Below are 22,788 nucleotides of genomic sequence, written 5' to 3'. Positions count from 1 at the left end.
TAATGTGGGTGACATATTTACAACCGGCATGAATAGTTCAGACCCCCGTCCTCACATCCTCCTTCCCTGGGAAATTCCCCGCCCTTTCTGTGCTCACCGGGTCACGGACCTACCCGGCGCTTTATGATGGTGACATTCATGCTGCGGATATAACCGCACAAATAATTCATTTACATTATTTGTCACTATCGTTACTATATCGGCTGTAATTAATGAGGTTATGCCCAAATGGATAGTTCGTTTACGCCCATTGAACAAATGCTTAAATTCCGCGCCAGTCGTCATGAGGACTTCCCGTATCAGGAGATCCTGTTGACCCGCCTGTGCATGCACATGCAGGGTAAGCTGCTGGATAACCGTAATAAGATGCTGAAAGCTCAAGGGATTAACGAGACGTTATTTATGGCGTTGATTACGCTGGAGTCTCAGGAAAACCACAGTATTCAGCCGTCTGAGCTGAGCTGCGCGCTGGGCTCGTCCCGCACCAATGCTACCCGTATCGCCGATGAGCTGGAAAAACGCGGCTGGATTGAGCGCCGTGAAAGCGATAACGATCGTCGTTGCCTGCATCTGCAACTGACCGATAAAGGACACCAATTCCTGCGTGAGGTGCTGCCACCTCAGCACAACTGCCTGCACCAGCTTTGGTCTGCCCTCAGCACCGCCGAGCGCGAGCAGCTTGAGCAAATTACGCGCAAACTTCTTACCCGTCTGGACCAGATGGATGAAGATGGCGCCGTTCTTGAGGCGCTGCGCTAACGCGACAACACGCTCGAACATCCAGAGTTTAAAAAGAAAATCGACAGGCCAGCACGTAATACTGCTGGCCTTTCTGACAACAGGTCGGCTCAGCCGATGTGAAAATAAGAAGATTGTGGAGAACAACAATGAGCGCAAATGCGGAGACCACCAACCCGCAGCAACCGGCCAACAAGAAAGGTAAACGTAAGGGCGCCCTTCTTCTGTTGACCTTGCTCTTTATTATTATTGCCGTGGCATATGGGATTTATTGGTTTTTGGTATTGCGTCACGTCGAAGAGACGGACGATGCCTACGTGGCAGGGAACCAGGTACAAATTATGGCGCAGGTGTCGGGCAGCGTGACGAAAGTCTGGGCTGACAATACCGACTTTGTGCAAAAAGGCGATGTGCTGGTCACGCTCGACCCGACCGACGCCCAACAGGCGTTTGAAAAAGCGCAGACGCAGCTGGCCTCCAGCGTGCGTCAGACCCGCCAGCTGATGATCAACAGTAAACAGCTGCAGGCCAGCATCGACGTGCAGAAAACCGCACTGGCGCAGGCCCAGAGCGACCTGAACCGTCGCGTTCCGCTCGGCACCGCCAACCTGATTGGCCGTGAAGAGCTGCAGCACGCGCGTGACGCCGTGGCCAGCGCGCAGGCCCAGTTGGATGTCGCCATTCAGCAATACAACGCCAACCAGGCGATGGTGCTGGGCACCAGTCTGGAAAACCAGCCTGCGGTAAAACAGGCGGCGACCGAAGTGCGTAACGCATGGCTTGCCCTGCAGCGTACCAAAATCGTCAGCCCAATGACCGGCTACGTCTCTCGCCGCTCGGTTCAGCCTGGCGCGCAGATCGGCACAACGACCCCGCTGATGGCGGTGGTTCCGGCAAACAACCTGTGGGTGGATGCCAACTTCAAAGAGACGCAGCTTGCCCACATGCGTATCGGCCAGACCGCAACCGTTGTCAGCGACATCTACGGTGATGACGTGAAATACACCGGTAAAGTGGTGGGTCTCGATATGGGTACCGGCAGCGCATTTAGCCTGCTGCCTGCGCAGAACGCCACCGGTAACTGGATCAAAGTGGTTCAGCGTCTGCCCGTGCGTATCGAACTGGATGCCAAACAGCTGGCGGATCATCCGCTGCGTATTGGCCTTTCCACGCTGGTGACGGTCGATACCGCCAACCGCGACGGGCAGATCCTGGCAAGCCAGGTGCGTAGCAGCCCGGCGTACGAAAGTAACGCCCGTGAAATTAACCTCGATCCGGTCAACAAGCTGATCGATGACATCGTGAAGGCAAACGCCGGTTAAGCCGAAGGTGAGCGCTATGCAACAGCAAAAGCCGCAAAAACCGCTGGAAGGGGCGCAACTGGTCATTATGACCATTGCGCTTTCGCTGGCGACATTCATGCAGGTGCTGGACTCCACCATCGCAAACGTGGCGATCCCAACGATTGCCGGCAACCTTGGCTCGTCGCTGAGCCAGGGAACCTGGGTCATTACCTCGTTCGGGGTGGCGAACGCCATCTCTATCCCCATCACCGGCTGGCTGGCGAAGCGCGTCGGTGAGGTGAAACTGTTCCTCTGGTCGACTATCGCCTTTGTTCTCGCCTCGTGGGCGTGCGGCGTGTCATCCAGCCTGACCATGCTGATCTTCTTCCGCGTGATCCAGGGGATCGTTGCCGGGCCGTTGATTCCGCTGTCGCAGAGTCTGCTGCTCAACAACTATCCGCCCGCCAAACGCTCTATCGCGCTGGCGCTGTGGTCAATGACGGTGATTGTCGCCCCGATTTGCGGTCCTATTCTGGGCGGCTATATCAGCGATAACTATCACTGGGGCTGGATCTTCTTCATCAACGTGCCGATTGGCGCGGTCGTGGTGATGTTGACCCTGCAAACGCTGCGTGGTCGCGAAACCCGAACCGAGCAGCGGCGAATTGATGCCGTTGGCCTGGCGCTGCTGGTGCTGGGGATTGGTAGCCTGCAGGTGATGCTCGATCAGGGTAAAGAGCTGGACTGGTTTAACTCGAAAGAGATTATCGTTCTGACGGTTGTCGCGGTGATCTCGCTGAGCTTCCTGATTGTCTGGGAGCTGACGGACGATAACCCAATTGTCGATCTCTCGCTCTTTAAGTCGCGAAACTTCACCATCGGCTGCCTGTGTATCAGCCTGGCCTATATGCTCTACTTCGGCGCAATTGTGTTGCTGCCGCAGCTTTTGCAGGAGGTATACGGCTACACCGCAACCTGGGCAGGGCTGGCCTCTGCGCCGGTTGGGCTGATCCCAGTGCTGCTGTCGCCGATTATTGGCCGCTTCGCCCACAAGCTCGATATGCGCAGGCTGGTGACGTTCAGCTTCATTATGTATGCCGTGTGCTTCTACTGGCGAGCCTATACCTTCGAACCGGGCATGGACTTTGGCGCCTCCGCGTGGCCGCAGTTTATTCAGGGCTTCGCCGTGGCGTGCTTCTTTATGCCGCTCACCACCATCACGCTTTCCGGCTTGCCGCCTGAGCGCATGGCGGCGGCGTCGAGCCTGTCGAACTTTACCCGAACGCTGGCAGGCTCCATCGGGACATCGATCACCACCACGCTCTGGACAAACCGCGAATCGATGCACCATGCCCAGCTGACGGAAGCGGTGAATCCGTTTAACCCGAATGCCCAGCAGATGTACAGCCAGCTGCAGGGTATGGGCATGACGGAGCAGCAGGCGTCCGGCTGGATCGCCCAGCAGATTACCAACCAGGGGCTGATTATCTCCGCCAACGAGATTTTCTGGATCTCAGCAGGGATTTTCCTCGTCCTGCTGGGGCTGGTGTGGTTTGCCAGACCACCGTTTGGTGCCGGTAGCGGCGGCGGCGGCGCGCACTAACCTTCTGTGCAGGATGCCGGGCGGCGGCTACGCTTATCCGGCCTATGTTAACCGGCACATCCGTAGGCCCGGTAAGGCGTAGCCGCCACCGGGCAACCATCGCCACCCTTGTCCAAAACGCGACAGCGATTGTCAGTTCCGATAAAGCAGCGCACCTGAAATCGATTCACGATAGTGAAAAGACAACAGGAGCGCATCATGCTGAATACACCCGCCGACAAATACCACCCCTATCCTACCGTTTCATTGCCCGACCGCCGCTGGCCTGAACAGCGCATTACCCATGCGCCACGCTGGCTCTCAACGGACTTACGCGATGGCAACCAGGCGCTTGCCGAGCCGATGGACAGCGCGCGCAAGCTGCAGTTCTGGGATCTGCTGCTGAGCTGTGGGTTCAAAGAGATTGAGGTCGCCTTTCCGTCGGCCTCGCAGACCGACTTCAACTTTGTTCGCCAGCTGATTGAAGAGAACCGCATTCCGGATGACGTCACGATTCAGGTGTTAACCCAAGCGCGGGAAGATCTGATCCTCCGCACTTTTGAGTCCCTGCGCGGCGCAAAACAGGCCACGGTGCATCTCTATAACGCGACCGCCCCGCTGTTCCGTCGCCTGGTGTTCGGCATGGAGAAGACGCACGTCGTGGAGCTGGCCACGCGGTCCACGCGCCTGATCCGTCAGCTTTGCGAGGCTAACCCTGAAACCCGCTGGCAGTATGAATACTCGCCGGAAACCTTCTGTTTCACCGAGCCGGAGTTTGCCCTGGAGATTTGCGAAGCCGTGGCGGACATCTGGCAGCCGTGCGCCGAACGCCCGATGGTGATCAACTTACCCGCCACCGTAGAAGTCAACACGCCGAACGTCTATGCCGATCAGATTGAGTATTTCTGCCGCCACTTTAGCCGCCGCCGCGACGTTTGTATCAGCGTGCACCCGCATAACGACCGCGGCACCGGCGTTGCCAGCGCGGAGCTGGCCGTGATGGCCGGGGCCGACCGCGTGGAGGGCTGCCTGTTTGGTAACGGCGAGCGCACGGGCAACGTCTGCCTGGTAACGCTGGCGATGAACCTCTACAGCCAGGGCGTTAGCCCGAACCTCGACTTCAGCGAGATGGCGCGCGTGGTGGAAGTGGTAGAAAACTGTAATCAGCTCCCGGTTCATCCGCGCCATCCGTGGGCCGGCCGGCTGGCCTACACCGCGTTTTCCGGCTCGCATCAGGATGCGATTAAAAAAGGTTTTGATGCCCGCAAGCCTGACGCGCGCTGGGAGATGCCTTATCTGCCGGTCGACCCACAGGATATTGGCTGCACGTACGAAGCGGTGATCCGCGTGAACAGCCAGTCCGGTAAGAGCGGGAGCGCGTGGCTGATAGAGCAGAATCATGGGCTGAAATTACCCCGTGCGTTGCAGCAGGACTTTAGCCAGCACGTGCAGCAGGAAACCGACCGTCACGGAAAAGAGATGACCCAGAACGCGCTCTGGCAGCTGTTCCGCAGCCGCTACGGCCTGGTGGCGACGCCGCGCTTTGCGCTGCAGTCCTATCGCAGCGACAGCGAGCAGGACGGGCTGTTACGCTTGACGGCAAGTATCCTGACCGAGGGAGGAATCCGCCAGCTGGACGGACAGGGAAACGGCTTGTTATCCGCCGCGGCTAACGGGCTGAGCCGCTGGATCAATGCGCCGTTTGCGATCAAGGATTATCACGAACACACGCTGGGCGAGCGCAGCGACAGCCGTTCAGTGGCCTATATTCGCTGCCTGTTCCAGGACGGCAGCAGCCGCTGGGGCGTGGGGATCGACAGCGACGTGGCGCGCGCTTCGCTGCAGGCGCTGCTGAATGCCGTCGGTTAACCGTCTTTGAAATACTCGCTGGGTGAAATGCCCATCACCCGGCGGAACATTGCGGTAAAGGCGCTGTGGCTGCCGTAGCCCAGATCCAGCGCCACGCGTAATACCGGCTGGCCCTGCGCCAGCCGTACCAGCGCCTCCAGCAAACGCGCCCTTCTCACCCACTCGCCGTAGCGTAACCCCGTCTGCTGCTGAAAATGGCGGTTCAGCGTGCGCTCACTCATCCCGAGGGCGTTGGCAGCCTGGGCGCTGCTCCAGGGTTCACCCGGAGAATGGCGAATACGCAGGCTAAGCGTACGTAACGGTTCACTTTGCGGTTCGGGCAGATGAAAGGGCAGCACCGGCATCACGCGGATTTCATCCAGAATCAACTCATACACGCGTTCATCGCGGCTGCCGGGCGCGTAAGACTCGGGAAGCGTCAGGGAGGCGAGGATCAGCTCGCGCAACAGCGCGGAAATCTGCACGATCTGACAGGTGGCCGGGAGATCGGCGCGCGCCAGCGGATCGATAAACAGCGTGCGGGCAGCAACGTTGCCGGAGATACGCAGGGAATGCGGTGTATCCGCCGGTAGCCAGACGCCGCGCCCCGGTGGGACAACCCAACTGCCGGAGGCGGTGTCCACCCGCACCACGCCGCTCAGGCTGTGCAGCAGCTGGGCGCAGTCGTGCTGATGCCACGGCTCGCTGTCGCCATGAAGGTAATCATGCGCAAAGGGAATAAGGGGGCGATGGGTAAAGGAGAAGGTTGCGGTTGTGGTCATGGGTTAAACAACCCTCACCCTACCCTCTCCCTGAGGGAGAGGGAAAAGGTGCACTAGATGTGCAGTTCCTGCAGTTTTTCTTTCGGCAGCGCCAGTTCGTCGTTGCTGTTCACGCGGACATCACGTTCGATGATGTGGCGCGCGATCTCCTGCGCTTCTTCCAGAGAGTGCATCTGGTAAGTACCGCACTGGTATACGTTCAGCTCAGGGATCTGATTCTGCTCTTTTACCTTCAGCACGTCCTGCATCGCCGCTTTCCAGGCATCCGCCACGCGTTTTTCTTCCGGCGTGCCAATCAGGCTCATGTAGAAACCGGTCCGGCAGCCCATTGGAGAGATATCGATGATCTCCACACCGTTGCCGTTCAGGTGGTCACGCATAAACCCGGCGAAGAGGTGCTCCAGGGTGTGAATGCCTTTTTCAGGCATCACTTCTTTGTTCGGCACGCAGAAGCGCAGATCGAAAACGGTGATCGTGTCGCCGTGCGGGGTGTGCATGGTCTTCGCCACACGTACAGCAGGTGCTTCCATACGGGTATGGTCGACGGTAAAGCTATCTAATAACGGCATACGTCACCTCCGATAGTGATTTTTTTTAAAATAAACTGAACTCTTCTACAGAATGCGCGTCTGAGTAAATGAAAGACGCGCATTTGTTATCATCATCCCTGAATTCAGAGATGTATATTTTGGCCACAGCGATGTGGCCTTTTTCTTTTGGCTCAGGCCTGCTTCGCCAGAAACGCCTCAAACGACTCGGTATCTGCCGCCTCGACCTCTCTCTGACGCACGATAGACGCCTCGCGTTCCGCCACAAAATCGGCTTCACTCAGCACCTCTAACGGCTCCTGCATCAGCATCTCACGGTACTCCGCTGCAAGCGAACGCCCGGTACCGCCAATGCCCTGATCAATCATAGAACGCAAGATACGCGCTGAGAACGTCAGTTCAGGGTTATCAAAGCTTTCGACCAGCTGGTCGCACACTTTTTGATACTCCTCACCGCCATAGACGCTGTCCAGAGTCTGGGCGACACGTTTCAGATCGCGGAAAAGATCTTTGCCTACCTTCGGCAGCGGGAATTGCGCGGTTTCACAGCCAATGCCCAGCGTCAGACCCGGTTTGCGCCCTTCCAGAATCACCCGATTCCAGTTCGTGCGGGTGCAGAGCAACTCATCCGCACTCATTTCCGGCGCATCCGCCAGCACGCACCAGACCATAAACAGATCGAGGAAGCGAACCTGCTGTTCATCAACGCCTATCGGTGAGAACGGGTTGATATCGAGCGAGCGAACTTCGATGTACTCAATCCCCCCGCGCTGCAGCGCATCCGACGGCGTTTCACCGCTGCGCGTTACGCGCTTCGGACGAATAGGCGCATACAGTTCATTCTCAATCTGCAGCACGTTGCTGTTGATTTGCAGGCGCTTGCCGTCTTTTTCGAGGCCGATTTTTTCGTACTCTTCAGACGGCGTTTTGATCGCCCGCTTCAATCCTGCCACATATTCATGCAATTCGTTAAACGTAATACCGAGATTGCTTTGCGATTTATTGGTATAGCCAAGATCGCTCAGGCGCAGAGAGGTGGCATACGGCAGGTAGTACATACCGCACTCGGTCTTCTCAAACGGCAATGTGGTCGGTTTCCCCTGCAGGAACGACGAGCAGATGGCCGGAGAGGCACCAAACAGATAAGGAATGACCCAGCCAAAACGGTAATAGTTGCGGATCAGGCGAAAATAGCCCGCAGAGATCGCCTCTTTATCCGTTTCACCGCATTTCGCCTGCCAGAACGCCATCGGCAGTGAGAAGTTGTAATGGACACCGGAGATAGTCTGCATCAACGCGCCGTAGCGGTTTTTCAGCCCTTCGCGGTAGAGCGTTTTCAGACGACCCACGTTAGAGGTGCCGTACTGCGCCAGCTCAATCTCCTGCCCCTGCTCGATATAGCACGGCATGCTGAGCGGCCACATGCGCTCGTCGCCCAGATTACGGGCGGTGAAGCGATGGACATCGCGCAGCGTTTTCAGCATATGATCAATATCGCCGTCTACCGGAGTAATGAACTCCAGCAGCGCTTCGGCGAAATCAGTTGTGATCCATTTATGTGTCAGCGCCGAGCCTAACGCTTCCGGGTGACCCGTTGTCGCTAAGCTACCATCCGCATTAACGCGCAGCGTTTCGCGTTCCAGCCCACGCTGAATACCCTTCAGTGCCTGAGGGTGGTTTTCCAGCCAGGCCAGCGCCTGTGATACGTCCGGGATCAATTTGACCTCCCGCCTGTCAAAGTAATGTTTCTCAGCATAATTGTAATGGTTGACGATTGAAGGTCGCTATCTCACTCCACCAATTAGTGCCACCACGTCATACCCTGTAGTGTTACCCATGCCACGAGAACATACCGTAACGCCTTGCCAAGGCACAAAAAAAAGAGAACCGGCCCCCAGGAGATGCGCATCCATCCCGCCAGAAGGCACAGCAAATCACCTATTACAGGCATCCAGCTTAATAACAGCGTGGCAGCGCCATAGCGTTTTAGCCAGCCGACTGCCTTTTCCTGCCAGCGCGATTTTTCGCGTAGCGGAAAGAAACGCCCAAGAATAACGTTAGTCAGCCCTCCAAGGCTATTACCCATTGTTGCTATTAACACGAGCAACCAGGGCTGACTTGCGCCGGACAACAGCATCGCCACCAGTACGACTTCCGAGTTGCCCGGTAATAGCGTAGCGCTTAAGAAACTGCTGGCAAACAGTGAAGCAAGTGATAGCGCGTCACTCACAGTAAGCGAACATCCACCGCGGCCATTCCGGCATCACGCGCAGCCTGAATACCAAAATCGGCATCCTCGAAAACAACGCATTTTGCTGCGGGTACGCCCATCAGTTCAGCACAGAGCAGAAAAGTGTCCGGTGCGGGCTTATGATTTTTAACATGATCGGCGGCAACCACGGCAGAAAAATAGTGGCGCAGGCCCAGATGATTCAGCAAGGCTTCCGCCACTGCGCTTTCGCTGCCCGTACCGACCGACATCGGACGACGTCCGTGCCACGCCTTCACCACATCAATCAACGGCAAAGGACGTACGGTATCTAATAGCATAGCTTTCACTGCGTCGGTTTTTTCGCGTGCGAGTTGATGCGGGTCGAGATCGGCCTGATTCAGCTCAATCACGGCCTGGGCAATACGCCAGGTGGGAGATCCGTTGAGGGCAACCATCGCCTGTAAATCGAAACGCATACCGTAACGACCCAGGACATCATCCCAGGCTTTGCGATGCGTCGGCTCGGTGTCTAAGAGGGTGCCATCCATATCAAAGATCAGACCGTCATACTGTGCGTACATCGTGCTCTCGCTAAACGATTAACAAAGCATTACTTTATCGTAAACGAGCGTTTTTGTCGCTGAAAGAGAGTGGGATTACTGACGGAACGTCGAAGGAATAAACAAGAGGAGAATATGGTGCATCCGGGAGGATTACCTGGCTGCGCCTTGCCCTTCGGGCCGTTGCTAAAGCAACGTTATCCTCCCTGGTGCTTGCAGCTAAACCGCAGACCTTGAAACAATAGCGTAGCTATTATCTCGGAGAATATGGTGCATCCGGGAGGATTCGAACCTCCGACCGCTCGGTTCGTAGCCGAGTACTCTATCCAGCTGAGCTACGGATGCATCAGGGTTTACTGCTGTACTACTCGATATTCATATCACTTCTAAAGCAATATGAAGTAATAGATGGTGCATCCGGGAGGATTCGAACCTCCGACCGCTCGGTTCGTAGCCGAGTACTCTATCCAGCTGAGCTACGGATGCATCGGGATTTACTGCTGTACTACTCGATGTTCATATCACGACCAGGTAATATGAAATAGTAAATGGTGCATCCGGGAGGATTCGAACCTCCGACCGCTCGGTTCGTAGCCGAGTACTCTATCCAGCTGAGCTACGGATGCATCGGGATTTACTACTGTACTACTCGATATTCATATCACTTCTAAAGCAATATGAAGTAATAGATGGTGCATCCGGGAGGATTCGAACCTCCGACCGCTCGGTTCGTAGCCGAGTACTCTATCCAGCTGAGCTACGGATGCAAAATGGCGGTGAGGCGGGGATTCGAACCCCGGATGCAGCTTTTGACCGCATACTCCCTTAGCAGGGGAGCGCCTTCAGCCTCTCGGCCACCTCACCACACAACGCCTCTTTCGAGTGCTTCGAGTAACTCGTTAAGAGCTTCTCGTCGCTGCGTGGCGCATATATTACTTTCTGGGACTTATAAGTCAAACAATTTTCCAAAAGCTTTTATCGTTTGGACAAATCGCAGGCAATTCGCATGTAAAACCCGCAAAGAGGGTGTTTTATAAGCGGATTTTGCAGGCAGATATGCAGCATTCTCACGTGAGAAGCGTGAACTTTGCGGACGTTAAGGGTTATGGAGCGGTCAAAAAGAGCGCAATTGAAATAGAACGGTAACTTTATGGAGGAAGAATAACAGGAGGGGGTTGCGTCTCGCCCGACAGCGAGACGCAATAATATCAGTAACTGGACTGCTGGGATTTTTCAGCCTGGATACGCTGGTAGATCTCTTCACGGTGGACAGATACTTCTTTAGGAGCGTTAACACCAATACGTACCTGGTTACCCTTTACCCCTAAAACTGTCACGGTGACCTCATCCCCAATCATGAGGGTCTCACCAACTCGACGAGTCAGAATCAGCATTCTTTGCTCCTTGAAAGATTAAAAGAGTCGGGTCTCTTGTATCCCGGCATTATCCATCATATAACGCCAAAAAGTAAGCGATGACAAACACGTAAAGTGTAAGCAGTCACGGCATCACATTCTGTTAAACGTAAGTTTAGCCGATATACACAAACTCAACCTGACTTTATCGTTATCGATAGCGCAGTGAACAAGACGCCATAACGTTACCGCTACGGCGTCTGTTTGTGCTTTGTTGTTATTACAGTTTGGCGCTTACCCAGCTTTCAACACTGGCTAATGCCGCAGGAAGTGCCGCCGAATCAGTACCGCCGGCTTGCGCCATGTCCGGACGACCGCCACCTTTACCGCCCACCTGCTGAGCGACCATACCGATCAATTCCCCTGCTTTAACACGATCCGTCACATCCTTAGAGACGCCCGCAATCAGAGAAACCTTACCTTCTGCCACCGTCGCCAGCACGATTACCGCCGAACCTAACTGGTTCTTCAGGTCGTCGACCATAGTGCGCAGCATCTTAGGCTCAACGCCAGCCAGCTCGCTGACCAGCAGTTTGACGCCCTTAATGTCTACCGCTTTGCTGGAGAGGCTTGCGCTCTCCTGTGCTGCCGCCTGTTCTTTCAACTGCTGCAGCTCTTTCTCCAGCTGGCGGGTACGATCCAGCGCAACACGCACTTTCTCGCCCAGATTCTGGCTATCGCCTTTCAGCAGCTGCGCGATATCGTGCAGCTGGTCGCTCTGCGCGTGCAGGCTGGCAATAGCGGCCTCACCCGTCACCGCTTCGATACGACGAACGCCTGCCGCCGTGCCTGACTCAGACAGGATGCGGAACAGACCGATATCACCGGTGCGTGATGCGTGAGTCCCACCGCACAGCTCGGTTGAGAAGTCGCCCATGCTCAGCACGCGAACACGTTCGTCATATTTCTCACCAAACAGCGCCATAGCCCCTTTGTTCTTCGCGGCCTCGAGATCCATGATGTTGGTCTCGATTGGCAGGTTACGACGGATCTGCGCGTTCACCAGATCTTCCACCGCACGGATTTCAGACGGTTTCATCGCTTCAAAATGCGAGAAGTCGAAACGCAGCACTTTGTCGTTAACCAGAGACCCTTTCTGTGCCACGTGCGTGCCCAGCACCTCGCGCAGCGCGGCGTGCATCAGGTGTGTTGCAGAGTGGTTCAGACGGATGCGCGCACGGCGAGCTTCATCGACGTTAGCCTGCACGCCTTCACCGACTTTCAGTGAACCGGAAACCAGTTTGCCCTGGTGACCAATGGCCTGGCCGTATTTCTGCGTATCGCTCACGCTGAAGCTGAAACCGTTGCCCTTCAGTTCGCCTTTATCGCCAACCTGACCGCCGGATTCGGCATAGAACGGCGTTTTGTCGAGGATGACAACGGCTTCCTGGCCCGCGCTGATGCTGTCTACGGCTTTACCGTCAACAAACAGTGCAGTGACGTTGCCGGTCAGTTCCAGCGCGTCGTAGCCTTTAAATTCAGAGGCGCTATCAACACGGATCATTGCGTTGTAGTCTGCGCCAAAACCGCTGGATTCACGCGCGCGACGACGCTGCTCTTCCATCGCGGCTTCAAAGCCGGCTTCGTCAACTTTGATGTTGCGCTCACGGCAAACGTCCGCCGTCAGGTCAACCGGGAAGCCGTAGGTGTCGTACAGGCGGAAAGCGGTTTCGCCATCCAGCGTGTCGCCCTTGAGCTTAGACAGTTCGTCGTCCAGCAGCGCCAGACCGCGCTCCAGAGTACGGGCAAACTGCTCTTCTTCGGTTTTCAGAACCTGCTCCACCTGCGCCTGCTGGCGTTTCAGTTCGTCGCCGGCAGAACCCATCACGCCAATCAGTGGCCCAACGAGCTTATAGAAGAAGGTATCTTTCGCGCCCAGCATGTTGCCGTGACGAATTGCGCGACGAATGATACGACGCAGCACGTAGCCACGGTTTTCATTCGACGGGATCACGCCGTCGGCAATCAGGAATGCGCAGGATCGGATATGGTCAGCGATAACGCGCAGCGATTTGTTATTCAGATCGGTTGCGCCCGTCACTTCGGCAACGGCTTTAATCAGCGTGCTGAACAGGTCAATTTCGTAGTTGGAGTTAACGTGCTGCAGAACCGCAGCAATACGCTCCAGACCCATGCCGGTATCCACGGACGGTTTCGGCAGTGGCTCCATGGTGCCGTCGGCCTGACGGTTAAACTGCATGAAGACGATGTTCCAGATCTCAATGTAGCGATCGCCATCTTCTTCTGCGCTGCCCGGCGGGCCACCCCAGATATGGTCGCCGTGATCGTAGAAGATCTCGGTGCACGGGCCGCAAGGACCGGTGTCACCCATCTGCCAGAAGTTGTCTGAAGCAAACGGTGCGCCTTTGTTATCACCAATACGGATAATACGTTCGCGCGGGATACCGACTTCTTTTTCCCAGATGTCGAACGCTTCGTCGTCCGTTTCATAGACGGTAACCCACAGACGCTCTTTTGGCAGGTTGAACCAGTTTTCACCGGTCAGCAGTTCCCATGCATATTGAATGGCATCGTGTTTGAAATAGTCGCCGAAGCTGAAGTTACCCAGCATTTCGAAGAAGGTGTGGTGACGCGCGGTGTAACCGACGTTTTCCAGGTCATTATGTTTACCGCCCGCACGCACGCAACGCTGTGAGGTTGTCGCGCGGGAATAATTACGCTTGTCGAGACCAAGGAATACGTCCTTGAACTGGTTCATCCCGGCGTTGGTAAACAGCAGAGTCGGGTCGTTATTTGGTACCAGGGAGCTGCTGGCAACAACCTGGTGTCCCTTACTATGGAAAAAATCGAGAAACGCCTGACGGATCTCAGCGGTGCTCTTGCTCATAATTATCCTGAAATCAAGCTAACAAAATGTCGCAGCAAGTCTGTATCTGTTTACAGTTGGACAGACCAGCTACTGGAAAAAGTGGGAATAAGATAAGTTTTCTTTAGTGGGAAGTAAAATCCCGCATGCGTTCAATCGACAAAATTGCGCCAGATATCCTGAATATCTTCCATCAGGAAGCCGCGGTAGAGTAAAAATCGCTGAATTTTGACTTTTTCCGAAAATTCACGCGGCAGCGGTTCTCCGTATTTCCGGATCGCCTGCTCTCGCGCCATCTCACACCAGTCGAGATCGCACTCTCGCAGGGTTTTATCAATCGATTCCCGGGAGATACCCTTCTGGTTAAGCTCCTGGCGGATACGTGCAGGGCCGTAACCTTTCCGGCCACGGCTGGCAAGAAACCGGGAGGCGAAACGGTCGTCATCAAGATAGTTCTGCTCATAGCACCAGGCAATCACGCGGTCGTAGTCTTCCGCCGTGGCATCAATCTCTTCCGGTCCGTTTTTACTCATCACGGGTGCCGCCAGTTTACGCCGTAACTCCTGCTCGCTGTGGTCACGCACTGCCAGAATACGTACCGCGCGATCCAGCAGGCGCGCATAGGCAGGGCGACGAGATGTCGGTTCACTCATAAAAAAACCTGCTAATTCAGAAATGCAAAAAGGGCCGCATTCGCAGCCCTTCATTTTCTACACGGAAGAATTAGAAATCTTCGTTGGTTTCTTCAGCATCTGCAGCATCAACCACGAAATCCGGTTTGGAGTCCTGGTTGTTCAGCAGAAGCTCACGCACCTTTTTCTCGATCTCTTTCGCCGCGGCCGGGTTATCTTTCAGCCAGGAAATGGCATTGGCTTTACCCTGACCAATTTTATCGCCGTTGTAGCTGTACCAGGCACCCGCTTTCTCAATCAGCTTCTCTTTCACGCCCAGGTCAACCAGCTCGCCGTAGAAGTTGATACCTTCGCCGTAGAGGATCTGGAATTCAGCCTGTTTGAACGGTGCTGCGATCTTGTTCTTCACAACCTTCACGCGGGTTTCACTGCCCACCACGTTCTCACCGTCTTTCACCGCGCCAATACGGCGGATATCAAGACGCACAGACGCGTAGAATTTCAGCGCGTTACCGCCAGTGGTGGTTTCCGGGTTACCGAACATCACACCAATTTTCATACGGATCTGGTTGATGAAGATCAGCAGCGTGTTGGACTGTTTCAGGTTACCTGCCAGCTTACGCATCGCCTGGCTCATCATACGTGCCGCGAGGCCCATGTGAGAGTCACCGATTTCACCTTCGATTTCGGCTTTTGGCGTCAGCGCGGCAACGGAGTCAACCACGATAACGTCAACCGCACCAGAACGTGCCAGCGCGTCACAAATTTCCAGCGCTTGCTCGCCGGTGTCCGGCTGAGAACACAGCAGATTGTCGATATCAACACCCAGCTTACGTGCGTAGACGGGGTCAAGCGCGTGCTCGGCATCGATAAACGCACAGGTTTTACCTTCGCGCTGTGCCGCCGCAACGACCTGCAGGGTCAGCGTGGTTTTACCTGAGGATTCCGGCCCGTAGATTTCTACGATACGGCCCATCGGCAAACCGCCCGCGCCCAGTGCGATATCCAGAGAAAGCGAACCGGTGGAGATAGTTTCCACATCCATGGAACGGTCTTCACCCAGGCGCATGATGGAGCCTTTACCGAATTGCTTTTCGATCTGGCCCAGTGCTGCCGCCAACGCTTTCTGTTTGTTTTCGTCGATAGCCATTATTACTCCTGTCATGCCGGGAGAAGCAACTGCGCTTCACCGTGGATTTCTGTTCTGTTGGTGCAATTATACTGTATAGTCATACAGTATCAAGTATTTTGTAGAAAATGTTGCCAGAGCGTTTTTAACGCATATTCCGTCGCCTGACGACGCACGCTTTCGCGATCGCCGCTGAAGCATTCCCGGCGCGTTATCCCCTCGCCTTTCGAGGTTGCGAAACCAAACCACACGGTGCCGACAGGCTTCACGTCGCTGCCGCCATCCGGCCCGGCGATGCCGCTAATCGAAATCGCATAGTCTGCGCGCGCCTCTTTCAGGGCACCAATCGCCATCTCAATGACCACCGGTTCGCTGACCGCGCCATGCTGTTCAAGCGTCGCTTCACACACGCCGATCATCTGGGCTTTAGCTTCATTACTGTAGGTCACAAAGCCGCGTTCAAACCAGGCGGAACTGCCCGCAATGTCGGTAATCACTTTGGCTACCCAGCCACCTGTACAGGACTCGGCGGTGGTGATGGTCGCCCCGCGCTGCTTCAACGCCAGCCCTACCACTTCGCTAAGCTGCATCAATTCATGGTCAGTCATTTTCGCTCCAGGCTTCGGAAAAACGTGCAGCACAAGATAGCACTTTCTCGTTAAATATGGGGATGCGCTTCAGGTTTTACGAGGGAGCTTCAGAAAAAAGCCGACGCGGGCGCATCGGCTTGAAAGAACATTACTTCATGCTGTCGGCGAGGGTATTCACGTTGTGGCGGAACGCCCTGACGTAGGTATCCGCCACGCCGCCTTTTGCCGACAAGGCTTCCGGGTAGAGTTCACCGCCAGGCTCGGCTCCTGTTGCGCTGGCAATTTGCTTCACCAGACGCGGGTCGAGCTGGTTTTCCATAAACCAGGTTTTAACGCCGTCGGCTTTAATCTGGTTGATGATCTCAGCCACCTGCGCCGCGCTGGCTTCGCTCTCAGACGACAGCCCCTGCGGCGCCATAAAGGTGACACCGTAGGCGCGGCTGAAATAGCCGAAAGCGTCATGGCTGGTCAGTACGTTGCGTTTTGCCTGCGGGATCTGGCTAAAGCGCGTTTTGGCCCAGCCGTCCAGTTGGGTCAGTTGGGCGATATACGGCTTCCCGGTAGCCTCCAGCGCGGCTTTATCGTCCGGGTCAGCTTTCACCAGCGCCGACAGTATATTTTGCGCATACAGCGCCCCGTTCGCCGCGCTGTTCCAGGCATGGGGATCGGTCACGGTTTTGCCGTCTTCTTCCAGCGTGTGCGTTTTCACCCCCGCCGAGGCCACCACCAGCTGGCCTTTAAAGCCGGAGGCTTTCACCAGACGGTCAAGCCAGCCCTCAAGCCCTAATCCGTTAACCACCACCACGTCCGCCTTGCTTAACGCCGCACTGTCTTTCGGCGACGGTTCAAAGGTGTGCGGATCGCCATCCGGCCCCACCAGCGTAGTCACCTTCACATGTTCGCCCCCCACCTCCTGCGTAATATCACCCAGGATGGAAAAGCTGGTCACCACATTAAGCGTTTTCGCCATCAACCCCGGCGACATCATTCCTAGCGCGAGCGCAATAGCTAACCCTGTACGTTTCATCATTTCCCCTTGCGTTGAAAAAGCGCACGCAGGCTGCCAGCCAGCCTGCTGCGCGAACCCAATAAAATCGAGATAAAAAACAGCGCGCTGGCGGTCAGCACAATGGACGGCCCGGCAGGTAAGCTTGCGGCCCAGGAGAGGCTTAATCCCAGCCACGCACAGCCGATACCGCTGATACCCGCCACCGCCAGCAGCCCCGGTAGCGTGCGGGCCCAGCAGCGCGCCGCAACCGCCGGGAGCATCATCAGCCCAACGGCCATCAGCGTGCCGAGCACCTGAAAACCGGCCACCAGGTTGAGCACCAGCAGGGCGAGAAACAGGCCGTGCAGCAGTCCGGGCAGCCAGCGGGCATTCACCTGCAGCCACGCGGTATCAAACGCCTCGGTAACCAGCCCACGATAGAAAATCGCCAGCATAATAAGGGTGACCATACACACGCCCGCGACGAACAGCGCGGCGTCGTTGTCCACCGCGAGAATAGAACCGAAGAGAAGATGCAGCAGGTCTACGTTCGATCCGCGCAGCGAGACCAGAGTCACGCCGAGGGCAAGCGATCCGAGGTAGAACCCGGCGAAGCTGGCGTCCTCTTTGAGCGGCGTGCGGCGGCTGACCACGCCCGCCACCAGCGCGACGGTAATGCCCGCCACGAAACCGCCCACGCTCATCGCCAGCAGCGACATTCCGCTAAGCAGATACCCCACCGCCACGCCGGGCAAAATGGCATGGGAGAGCGCATCGCCCATCAGGCTCATCTGACGCAGTTGCAAAAAGACGCCCAGCGCCGTCGTGCTGACGGAGAGCGCCAGGCAGACCACCAGCGCGCGGCGCATAAAGCCGTATTCGATAAAGGGCTGAAAGAAGATGTGCCAGATCATGCCACCCTCACCCGTTCCGTGGTCCAGCAGGGAATATCGTGATCCAGCCGCAACGTTTGTGGGAAGTGCCGCGACACGCGCTCACTGTCGTGTAACACCGCCAGCAGCGTCTGCCCCTGCATGTACATCTCCAGCATGATCTCCATCAGGACGTTACTGGTCGCTTCATCGACACCGGTAAAAGGTTCATCGAGCATCACCAGCGGCGCCTGCTGCACTAACACGCGCGCAAATAACATGCGCTGAAACTGGCCGCCGGAGAGCGCATCGATGGTCGACAGCACCATTGACGCCAGCCCCACTCGCTCAAGCGCCCCCGCAATTCGCAGACGCGCGTCACGGCTAAACCCGGAAAAAAGTGAGACGCGTGGCCAGCAGCCCATCCCTACCACGTCCTGCACGTTCAGCGGAAATTGCGCCTCCAGCGCGTGCCGCTGCGCCAGCCAGCCAATCACCGGGCGTTTTCCCTGCCAGCGAAAGCTGCCGCTTACCGGCGGAAGAAAACCCGCGAGCGTTTTGAGCAGCGTGGATTTCCCGCAGCCGTTCGCACCGACGATGGCAGTCAGGCTGCCGCGCTCAATAGCCCCCGATAACGCCCGCGTGACGGGCTGGCGGTCATAGCCCGCAATAAGTTCGTTCATCACGATCATGGCAGCGCCACCGCCCAGCGCACGGCGAGACCGAGAAAGATCATCAGCACCAGGGCCAGCAGAAGCCGCGCCTGAGCGGAGAGCGATAAAAAGGAAGTCGACATCTTTACACCACTTTAAATGTTATAACATAACAATAATAAAAGATGACAATGATGTAAATGAAGGAAGGGTAAAGGGAGTGTGGCGAAATGTTTCTAAGAAGAACGGGGCGCACGGCTCCCCTCTCCCAACGGGAGAGGGGGTATAAGGTAACTTACTGGCTAAACGGTGATGCCGCCGGCACGCGCGCCTGGGAAACCGCCAGCCCCAGCTGCCACACGGCCATCGCATAATGCGTGCTGTGGTTATAGCGGGTGATGGTGTAGAAGTTAGGCAGACCGTACCAGTACTGATAACCCGTACCGACATCCAGGCGCAGCAGGCTCACCTGCTGGGCGTCACCCAGCGGCTGGGTCGGCGTTAAGCCTGCCGCCATCAGCTGCGCAGGGCTGTACTGGGTTTTGAAGCCATTTTCCAGGCCAAACGCCTGGCCGTTGGCCTGCACCGCCACCTGGCCGCCCGGCGTCCAGCCGTGCGCTTTGAAGTAGTTTGCCACGCTGCCGATAGCATCTACCGGATCCCACAGGTTGATGTGACCATCCCCATTGAAATCGACGGCATATTGCTTATAGGAAGACGGCATAAACTGACCGTAGCCCATCGCACCGGCAAACGAGCCTTTCAGATCCAGCGGATCGTCCTGCTCGTTACGCGCCATCAGCAGGAAGGTTTCCAGTTCGGACGAGAAGTATTCGGCGCGGCGCGGGTAGTTAAAGGAGAGCGTTGCCAGCGCGTCGAGGATGCGGGTTTTGCCCATCACGCGGCCCCAGCGGGTTTCCACGCCGATAATCCCGACGATGATTTCAGGCGGAACGCCGTAAACCTGCCACGCGCGGTTGAGCGCATCTTCATACTGATTCCAGAACGCCACGCCGTTTTGCACGTTGTCCGGGGTAATAAACTGTTTGCGGTAGCGCAGCCACGCACCGTTCGGCCCGGTTGGAACCTGTGCCGTCGGGGCCTGCCTGTCCATCAGACGCAGCACGTAGTCCAGACGTTTCGCCTGAGACAAAATCTCGTGCAGCTGCTGGCGGTCAAAGCCGTGCTTGCTCACCATTTTGTCGATAAAGGCTTCCGCAGCCGGGTTGTTCGCAAAATCGCCACCCATCTGCATCATATTGTGCTGCGGCTCCAGCAAGAAGCCCCCGGACGGCGCGCCAGCCGTCTGCTGAACAGCTTCGGTCTTTGGTTTGCTACTACAGGCGGACAGCAAAATAAGTGCAGGCAACAGCGCTGCATAACGACGCTTGAACATGGGACATCCATTTAACGAGTTCGATAAGAACCCAGTATGGTAAAGCATCCCCAACTCCTCAAGGAAGCGGTTCTGTGGCCGTAAGCAAAATCTTTCGACATTGACCACGATCGCCGAAAGGAGAATGGATTACTATAGCGCCCTCCTTCCGCCGCGAAGGGAATGGAAACGATCGAAACCGGAGAGAGTGATGAGTGATTTTCTGTTAAACGCAGGCCGCCAGACCCTGCTGCTGGAGTTGCAGGAAGCAAGCCGCCTGCCGGAACGTCTGGGCGAGGATTTTGTCCGCGCGGCCAACACCCTTATTCAGTGTGAAGGAAAAGTGATTGTGGCGGGGATTGGTAAATCCGGCCATATCGGCAAAAAGATTGCCGCAACGCTTGCCAGCACCGGCACGCCCGCCTTTTTCGTCCATCCGGCTGAAGCGCTGCATGGCGATCTGGGGATGATTGAAAGCCGCGACGTGATGCTGTTCATCTCCTACTCCGGTTCAGCTAAAGAGCTGGATCTCATCATCCCTCGCCTGCAGGAAAAATCGGTAGCGCTGCTGGCGATGACCGGCAAACCCCGCTCGCCGCTGGCGCTGGCAGCCAAAGCCACGCTGGATATCTCTGTTGAACGCGAAGCCTGCCCGATGCACCTCGCCCCCACCTCCAGCACCGTCAATACGCTGATGATGGGCGATGCGCTGGCCATGGCGGTGATGCAGGCGCGCGGGTTTAACGAAGAAGATTTTGCCCGCTCGCATCCGGCGGGGGCGCTGGGCGCGCGTCTGCTCAATAAAGTGCACCACCTGATGCGCACCGACGAGGCCACGCCGCAGGTCACGCTTGATACCAGCGTGATGGACGCAATGCTGGAGCTGAGCCGTACCGGGCTGGGGCTGGTTGCCGTGTGTGATGACGGCGGCTTCGTCAAAGGCGTCTTTACCGACGGCGACCTGCGCCGCTGGCTGGTTGGCGGCGGTAAGCTGGAATCGCAGGTGTCAGACGCCATGACCACAGGCGGCTTAACGCTCAACGCCGAAAGCCGCGCCATTGAGGCTAAAGAGGTGCTGATGAAGCGTAAAATTACCGCCGCACCGGTGGTGGATGACAGCGGCAAGCTGTGCGGGGCCATCAACCTGCAGGATTTCTATCAGGCCGGTATTATTTAAGCCCAAGACGCTTCGCCAGCCGGTGCAGGTTGGCGACGTCCGTCTCCAGCGCACGCGCGCACGCGGCCCAGCTGCGATTATTCTGCTCCAGCGCACGGGCGATAGTCTGTCGCTGAAACGCCTCCGTCGCCTCACGCAGATTCTGGGTAGCAATCTCCGGGACAACCTGCGTCACGGTCTGCACGGCTTCATCGTGCAGGGCAAAATGACGGGCGTGGATCACCACCTCATCCCCTGACCGCGTGGCCCGCGCCAGCACCACCGCACGGTGAATGGCATGTTCCAGCTCGCGCACGTTTCCCGGCCAGTCGTAGCTCAGCAGATGGCTGCGCGCGCCCGGGCTTAACACCACGCGGGAAAGCCCCATCTTCAGACGACACTGCTCGCAGAAATAGCCTGCCAACAGCACCACATCTTCACCACGCTCGCGCAGCGGCGGCACGGAGAGCGGGAAAACGCTCAGTCGGTGAAACAGGTCGGCACGGAACTGTCCGGCCAGCACGGCTTCACGCAGATCGCGGTTAGTGGCGGCCAGCACGCGCACGTCGACGCGCAGGCTGCGATCGTCCCCGACGCGCTGAATATCACCATACTGCAGCACGCGCAGCAGCTTCGCCTGCAGCGACAGCGACAGCTCACCAATTTCGTCGAGGAACAGCGTGCCGTTATCTGCCATTTCAAACTTGCCGCTGCGGTTGCTGATGGCCCCGGTAAACGCCCCTTTGACGTGACCAAACAGCTCGCTTTCCGCCACGCTCTCCGGCAGCGCCGCGCAGTTAAGGTAGACCAGCGGGTTAACCGCACGCGGCGAGGCCTCGTGAATCGACTTCGCCACCAGCTCCTTCCCGGTGCCGGTTTCACCAAAAATCAGCACGTTCAAATCCGAGGCCGCCACAATGTCGATCTCTTTTTTAAGCTGCGCCATGCCCGGCGACAGGCCGATCATCTCGGTGTGAGCCACCTGCTCAAACGCTGCCGGGCTGCCGGGAAGAATGTTCTGGCTCTCCAGTTGCTCAATCAGCAGCGCATTGTTGAGCGCGCCAGCGGCCAGCGCGGCAATCAGCCGCAGCTCCTCGTCGCTGAACGTGTCGAACTGATCCGGCGACATGCCGTCAAGCGTGAGCGCGCCGATGAGGTTTTGCCCGGCAAACAGCGGCAGGCCAATGCAGGCGTGCACCTTCAGGCTCTCCTGGCCGGGGATCAACCCGTCATAGGGATCGGGCAGATCGCTGTCTGCCGGAAAGCGCACCACGTCCCCCGCCCTGGCGATAGTTTCCAGGCGCGGGTGGCCTTCAAGGGTAAAGCGACGCCCCAGCACGTCCTGCGCCAGCCCGTCGATCGCCAGGGGGATAAACTGCCGCCCCTCGTAGCGCAGCAGCGCCGATGCATCGCACTCCAGCACGTGGCGCAGCGTGGAAATCAGCCGCTGAAAACGGTCCTGATGCCCAATCCCGGTTTGCAGTTCAATGGCAATCTTCGCCAGTACATCTACAGTAAAGCTCATGTTGACCTCGCTGTCATTTTGACAATACACATTGTCATATTGACAGTATTTATCATAGTCATTATGACTACCC

The 22,788-nt window shown here is 56.9% G+C and carries 20 protein-coding genes and 5 tRNA genes; 5 read left to right on the top strand and 20 right to left on the bottom strand.

What is annotated here, in order from left to right; genetic code table 11:
- Nucleotides 1-228 precede the first annotated feature (228 nt).
- The 4 genes from mprA to leuA all read left to right on the top strand — a co-directional run bounded on the left by mprA (nt 229) and on the right by leuA (nt 5,472).
- Nucleotides 229-759 (top strand): transcriptional repressor MprA, encoded by a 531-nt coding sequence (gene mprA / locus I6L58_RS17950; protein WP_006178149.1) that lies wholly within the window; start codon nt 229-231, stop codon nt 757-759.
- Between the two features lie 128 nt (nt 760-887).
- On the top strand, nt 888-2,060 hold the full coding sequence (gene emrA, locus I6L58_RS17945; protein ID WP_006178150.1) for a multidrug efflux MFS transporter periplasmic adaptor subunit EmrA: 1,173 nt from the start codon (nt 888-890) through the stop codon (nt 2,058-2,060).
- A gap of 16 nt (nt 2,061-2,076) precedes the next feature.
- Nucleotides 2,077-3,624, top strand: coding sequence for a multidrug efflux MFS transporter permease subunit EmrB (gene emrB / locus I6L58_RS17940; protein ID WP_006178151.1), 1,548 nt, complete (start codon nt 2,077-2,079; stop codon nt 3,622-3,624).
- Between the two features lie 198 nt (nt 3,625-3,822).
- Nucleotides 3,823-5,472, top strand: coding sequence for a 2-isopropylmalate synthase (gene leuA / locus I6L58_RS17935; RefSeq protein ID WP_088208665.1), 1,650 nt, complete (start codon nt 3,823-3,825; stop codon nt 5,470-5,472).
- Here leuA and I6L58_RS17930 read toward each other — a convergent pair.
- The 19 genes from I6L58_RS17930 to mltB all read right to left on the bottom strand — a co-directional run bounded on the left by I6L58_RS17930 (nt 5,469) and on the right by mltB (nt 20,055).
- A complete protein-coding gene (locus I6L58_RS17930) occupies nt 5,469-6,233 on the bottom strand; it encodes an AraC family transcriptional regulator (protein ID WP_088208664.1) in 765 nt (254 codons plus the stop codon). The two genes, leuA and I6L58_RS17930, sit on opposite strands and share 4 nt — an antisense overlap.
- Nucleotides 6,234-6,286: 53 nt before the next feature.
- On the bottom strand, nt 6,287-6,802 hold the full coding sequence (gene luxS / locus I6L58_RS17925) for an S-ribosylhomocysteine lyase (protein ID WP_006178155.1): 516 nt from the start codon (nt 6,800-6,802) through the stop codon (nt 6,287-6,289).
- A 152-nt stretch (nt 6,803-6,954) separates the two neighbouring features.
- On the bottom strand, nt 6,955-8,499 hold the full coding sequence (gene gshA, locus I6L58_RS17920) for a glutamate--cysteine ligase (protein WP_058608496.1): 1,545 nt from the start codon (nt 8,497-8,499) through the stop codon (nt 6,955-6,957).
- A gap of 83 nt (nt 8,500-8,582) precedes the next feature.
- The gene (locus tag I6L58_RS17915; protein ID WP_058608497.1) at nt 8,583-9,011 is read right to left on the bottom strand and encodes a YqaA family protein; all 429 of its coding nucleotides are present in this window, start codon (nt 9,009-9,011) and stop codon (nt 8,583-8,585) included.
- A complete protein-coding gene (yqaB, locus tag I6L58_RS17910; protein ID WP_006178158.1) occupies nt 9,008-9,574 on the bottom strand; it encodes a fructose-1-phosphate/6-phosphogluconate phosphatase in 567 nt (188 codons plus the stop codon). Before yqaB ends, I6L58_RS17915 begins: the two co-directional genes overlap by 4 nt.
- 247 nt (nt 9,575-9,821) lie before the next feature.
- Nucleotides 9,822-9,898, bottom strand: a tRNA-Arg gene (locus tag I6L58_RS17905).
- 64 nt (nt 9,899-9,962) lie between these two features.
- Nucleotides 9,963-10,039, bottom strand: a tRNA-Arg gene (locus tag I6L58_RS17900).
- A 63-nt stretch (nt 10,040-10,102) separates the two neighbouring features.
- Nucleotides 10,103-10,179: transfer RNA gene (locus I6L58_RS17895), tRNA-Arg, on the bottom strand.
- 64 nt (nt 10,180-10,243) lie between these two features.
- A tRNA-Arg gene (locus I6L58_RS17890) sits at nt 10,244-10,320 on the bottom strand.
- Between the two features lie 4 nt (nt 10,321-10,324).
- Nucleotides 10,325-10,417 (bottom strand) — tRNA-Ser (locus I6L58_RS17885).
- A gap of 344 nt (nt 10,418-10,761) precedes the next feature.
- The gene (csrA, locus tag I6L58_RS17880) at nt 10,762-10,947 is read right to left on the bottom strand and encodes a carbon storage regulator CsrA (RefSeq protein WP_000906486.1); all 186 of its coding nucleotides are present in this window, start codon (nt 10,945-10,947) and stop codon (nt 10,762-10,764) included.
- A 241-nt stretch (nt 10,948-11,188) separates the two neighbouring features.
- Nucleotides 11,189-13,816: an alanine--tRNA ligase gene (alaS, locus tag I6L58_RS17875; RefSeq protein WP_006178159.1), complete on the bottom strand. Its 2,628-nt coding sequence runs from the start codon at nt 13,814-13,816 to the stop codon at nt 11,189-11,191.
- A 131-nt stretch (nt 13,817-13,947) separates the two neighbouring features.
- Nucleotides 13,948-14,448, bottom strand: a complete 501-nt coding sequence (gene recX / locus I6L58_RS17870; protein WP_006178160.1) for a recombination regulator RecX — start codon at nt 14,446-14,448, stop codon at nt 13,948-13,950.
- Nucleotides 14,449-14,518: 70 nt separating this feature from the next.
- The gene (recA, locus tag I6L58_RS17865; protein WP_042321788.1) at nt 14,519-15,577 is read right to left on the bottom strand and encodes a recombinase RecA; all 1,059 of its coding nucleotides are present in this window, start codon (nt 15,575-15,577) and stop codon (nt 14,519-14,521) included.
- Nucleotides 15,578-15,666: 89 nt separating this feature from the next.
- On the bottom strand, nt 15,667-16,164 hold the full coding sequence (pncC, locus tag I6L58_RS17860; RefSeq protein ID WP_088208663.1) for a nicotinamide-nucleotide amidase: 498 nt from the start codon (nt 16,162-16,164) through the stop codon (nt 15,667-15,669).
- Between the two features lie 130 nt (nt 16,165-16,294).
- A complete protein-coding gene (locus I6L58_RS17855; RefSeq protein WP_042321791.1) occupies nt 16,295-17,173 on the bottom strand; it encodes a metal ABC transporter substrate-binding protein in 879 nt (292 codons plus the stop codon).
- The gene (locus tag I6L58_RS17850) at nt 17,173-18,048 is read right to left on the bottom strand and encodes a metal ABC transporter permease (RefSeq protein ID WP_088208662.1); all 876 of its coding nucleotides are present in this window, start codon (nt 18,046-18,048) and stop codon (nt 17,173-17,175) included. Before I6L58_RS17850 ends, I6L58_RS17855 begins: the two co-directional genes overlap by 1 nt.
- Nucleotides 18,045-18,698, bottom strand: a complete 654-nt coding sequence (locus I6L58_RS17845; protein WP_088208661.1) for a metal ABC transporter ATP-binding protein — start codon at nt 18,696-18,698, stop codon at nt 18,045-18,047. The genes I6L58_RS17850 and I6L58_RS17845 overlap by 4 nt, the downstream gene beginning before the upstream one ends.
- Nucleotides 18,699-18,954: 256 nt before the next feature.
- Nucleotides 18,955-20,055, bottom strand: coding sequence for a lytic murein transglycosylase B (gene mltB, locus I6L58_RS17840; protein ID WP_006178166.1), 1,101 nt, complete (start codon nt 20,053-20,055; stop codon nt 18,955-18,957).
- Nucleotides 20,056-20,245: 190 nt separating this feature from the next.
- Here mltB and gutQ point away from each other — a divergent pair, with 190 nt between their 5' ends.
- The gene (gene gutQ / locus I6L58_RS17835; protein WP_088208660.1) at nt 20,246-21,211 is read left to right on the top strand and encodes an arabinose-5-phosphate isomerase GutQ; all 966 of its coding nucleotides are present in this window, start codon (nt 20,246-20,248) and stop codon (nt 21,209-21,211) included.
- Here gutQ and norR read toward each other — a convergent pair.
- Nucleotides 21,204-22,715: a nitric oxide reductase transcriptional regulator NorR gene (gene norR / locus I6L58_RS17830; RefSeq protein ID WP_088208659.1), complete on the bottom strand. Its 1,512-nt coding sequence runs from the start codon at nt 22,713-22,715 to the stop codon at nt 21,204-21,206. The two genes, gutQ and norR, sit on opposite strands and share 8 nt — an antisense overlap.
- Nucleotides 22,716-22,788 lie beyond the last annotated feature (73 nt).

Source organism: Enterobacter cancerogenus, from assembly GCF_019047785.1.
Classification (GTDB): Bacteria; Pseudomonadota; Gammaproteobacteria; order Enterobacterales; family Enterobacteriaceae; genus Enterobacter; species Enterobacter cancerogenus.
The sequence above is the reverse complement of the archived record's forward strand: the minus strand, read 5'-3'. Positions and strand labels throughout refer to the sequence as shown.

Excerpts from the sequence above, each read along its gene's own strand:
- csrA (WP_000906486.1), bottom strand. The coding sequence starts at position 10,947 with ATGCTGATTCTGACTCGTCGAGTTGGTGAGACCCTCATGATTGGGGAT.
- alaS (WP_006178159.1), bottom strand. The coding sequence starts at position 13,816 with ATGAGCAAGAGCACCGCTGAGATCCGTCAGGCGTTTCTCGATTTTTTC.
- luxS (WP_006178155.1), bottom strand. The coding sequence starts at position 6,802 with ATGCCGTTATTAGATAGCTTTACCGTCGACCATACCCGTATGGAAGCA.
- mprA (WP_006178149.1), top strand. The coding sequence starts at position 229 with ATGGATAGTTCGTTTACGCCCATTGAACAAATGCTTAAATTCCGCGCC.
- yqaB (WP_006178158.1), bottom strand. The coding sequence starts at position 9,574 with ATGTACGCACAGTATGACGGTCTGATCTTTGATATGGATGGCACCCTC.
- emrB (WP_006178151.1), top strand. The coding sequence starts at position 2,077 with ATGCAACAGCAAAAGCCGCAAAAACCGCTGGAAGGGGCGCAACTGGTC.
- pncC (WP_088208663.1), bottom strand. The coding sequence starts at position 16,164 with ATGACTGACCATGAATTGATGCAGCTTAGCGAAGTGGTAGGGCTGGCG.
- gutQ (WP_088208660.1), top strand. The coding sequence starts at position 20,246 with ATGAGTGATTTTCTGTTAAACGCAGGCCGCCAGACCCTGCTGCTGGAG.
- I6L58_RS17845 (WP_088208661.1), bottom strand. The coding sequence starts at position 18,698 with ATGATCGTGATGAACGAACTTATTGCGGGCTATGACCGCCAGCCCGTC.
- mltB (WP_006178166.1), bottom strand. The coding sequence starts at position 20,055 with ATGTTCAAGCGTCGTTATGCAGCGCTGTTGCCTGCACTTATTTTGCTG.
- I6L58_RS17855 (WP_042321791.1), bottom strand. The coding sequence starts at position 17,173 with ATGAAACGTACAGGGTTAGCTATTGCGCTCGCGCTAGGAATGATGTCG.
- I6L58_RS17930 (WP_088208664.1), bottom strand. The coding sequence starts at position 6,233 with ATGACCACAACCGCAACCTTCTCCTTTACCCATCGCCCCCTTATTCCC.
- norR (WP_088208659.1), bottom strand. The coding sequence starts at position 22,715 with ATGAGCTTTACTGTAGATGTACTGGCGAAGATTGCCATTGAACTGCAA.
- recA (WP_042321788.1), bottom strand. The coding sequence starts at position 15,577 with ATGGCTATCGACGAAAACAAACAGAAAGCGTTGGCGGCAGCACTGGGC.
- recX (WP_006178160.1), bottom strand. The coding sequence starts at position 14,448 with ATGAGTGAACCGACATCTCGTCGCCCTGCCTATGCGCGCCTGCTGGAT.
- emrA (WP_006178150.1), top strand. The coding sequence starts at position 888 with ATGAGCGCAAATGCGGAGACCACCAACCCGCAGCAACCGGCCAACAAG.
- I6L58_RS17850 (WP_088208662.1), bottom strand. The coding sequence starts at position 18,048 with ATGATCTGGCACATCTTCTTTCAGCCCTTTATCGAATACGGCTTTATG.
- leuA (WP_088208665.1), top strand. The coding sequence starts at position 3,823 with ATGCTGAATACACCCGCCGACAAATACCACCCCTATCCTACCGTTTCA.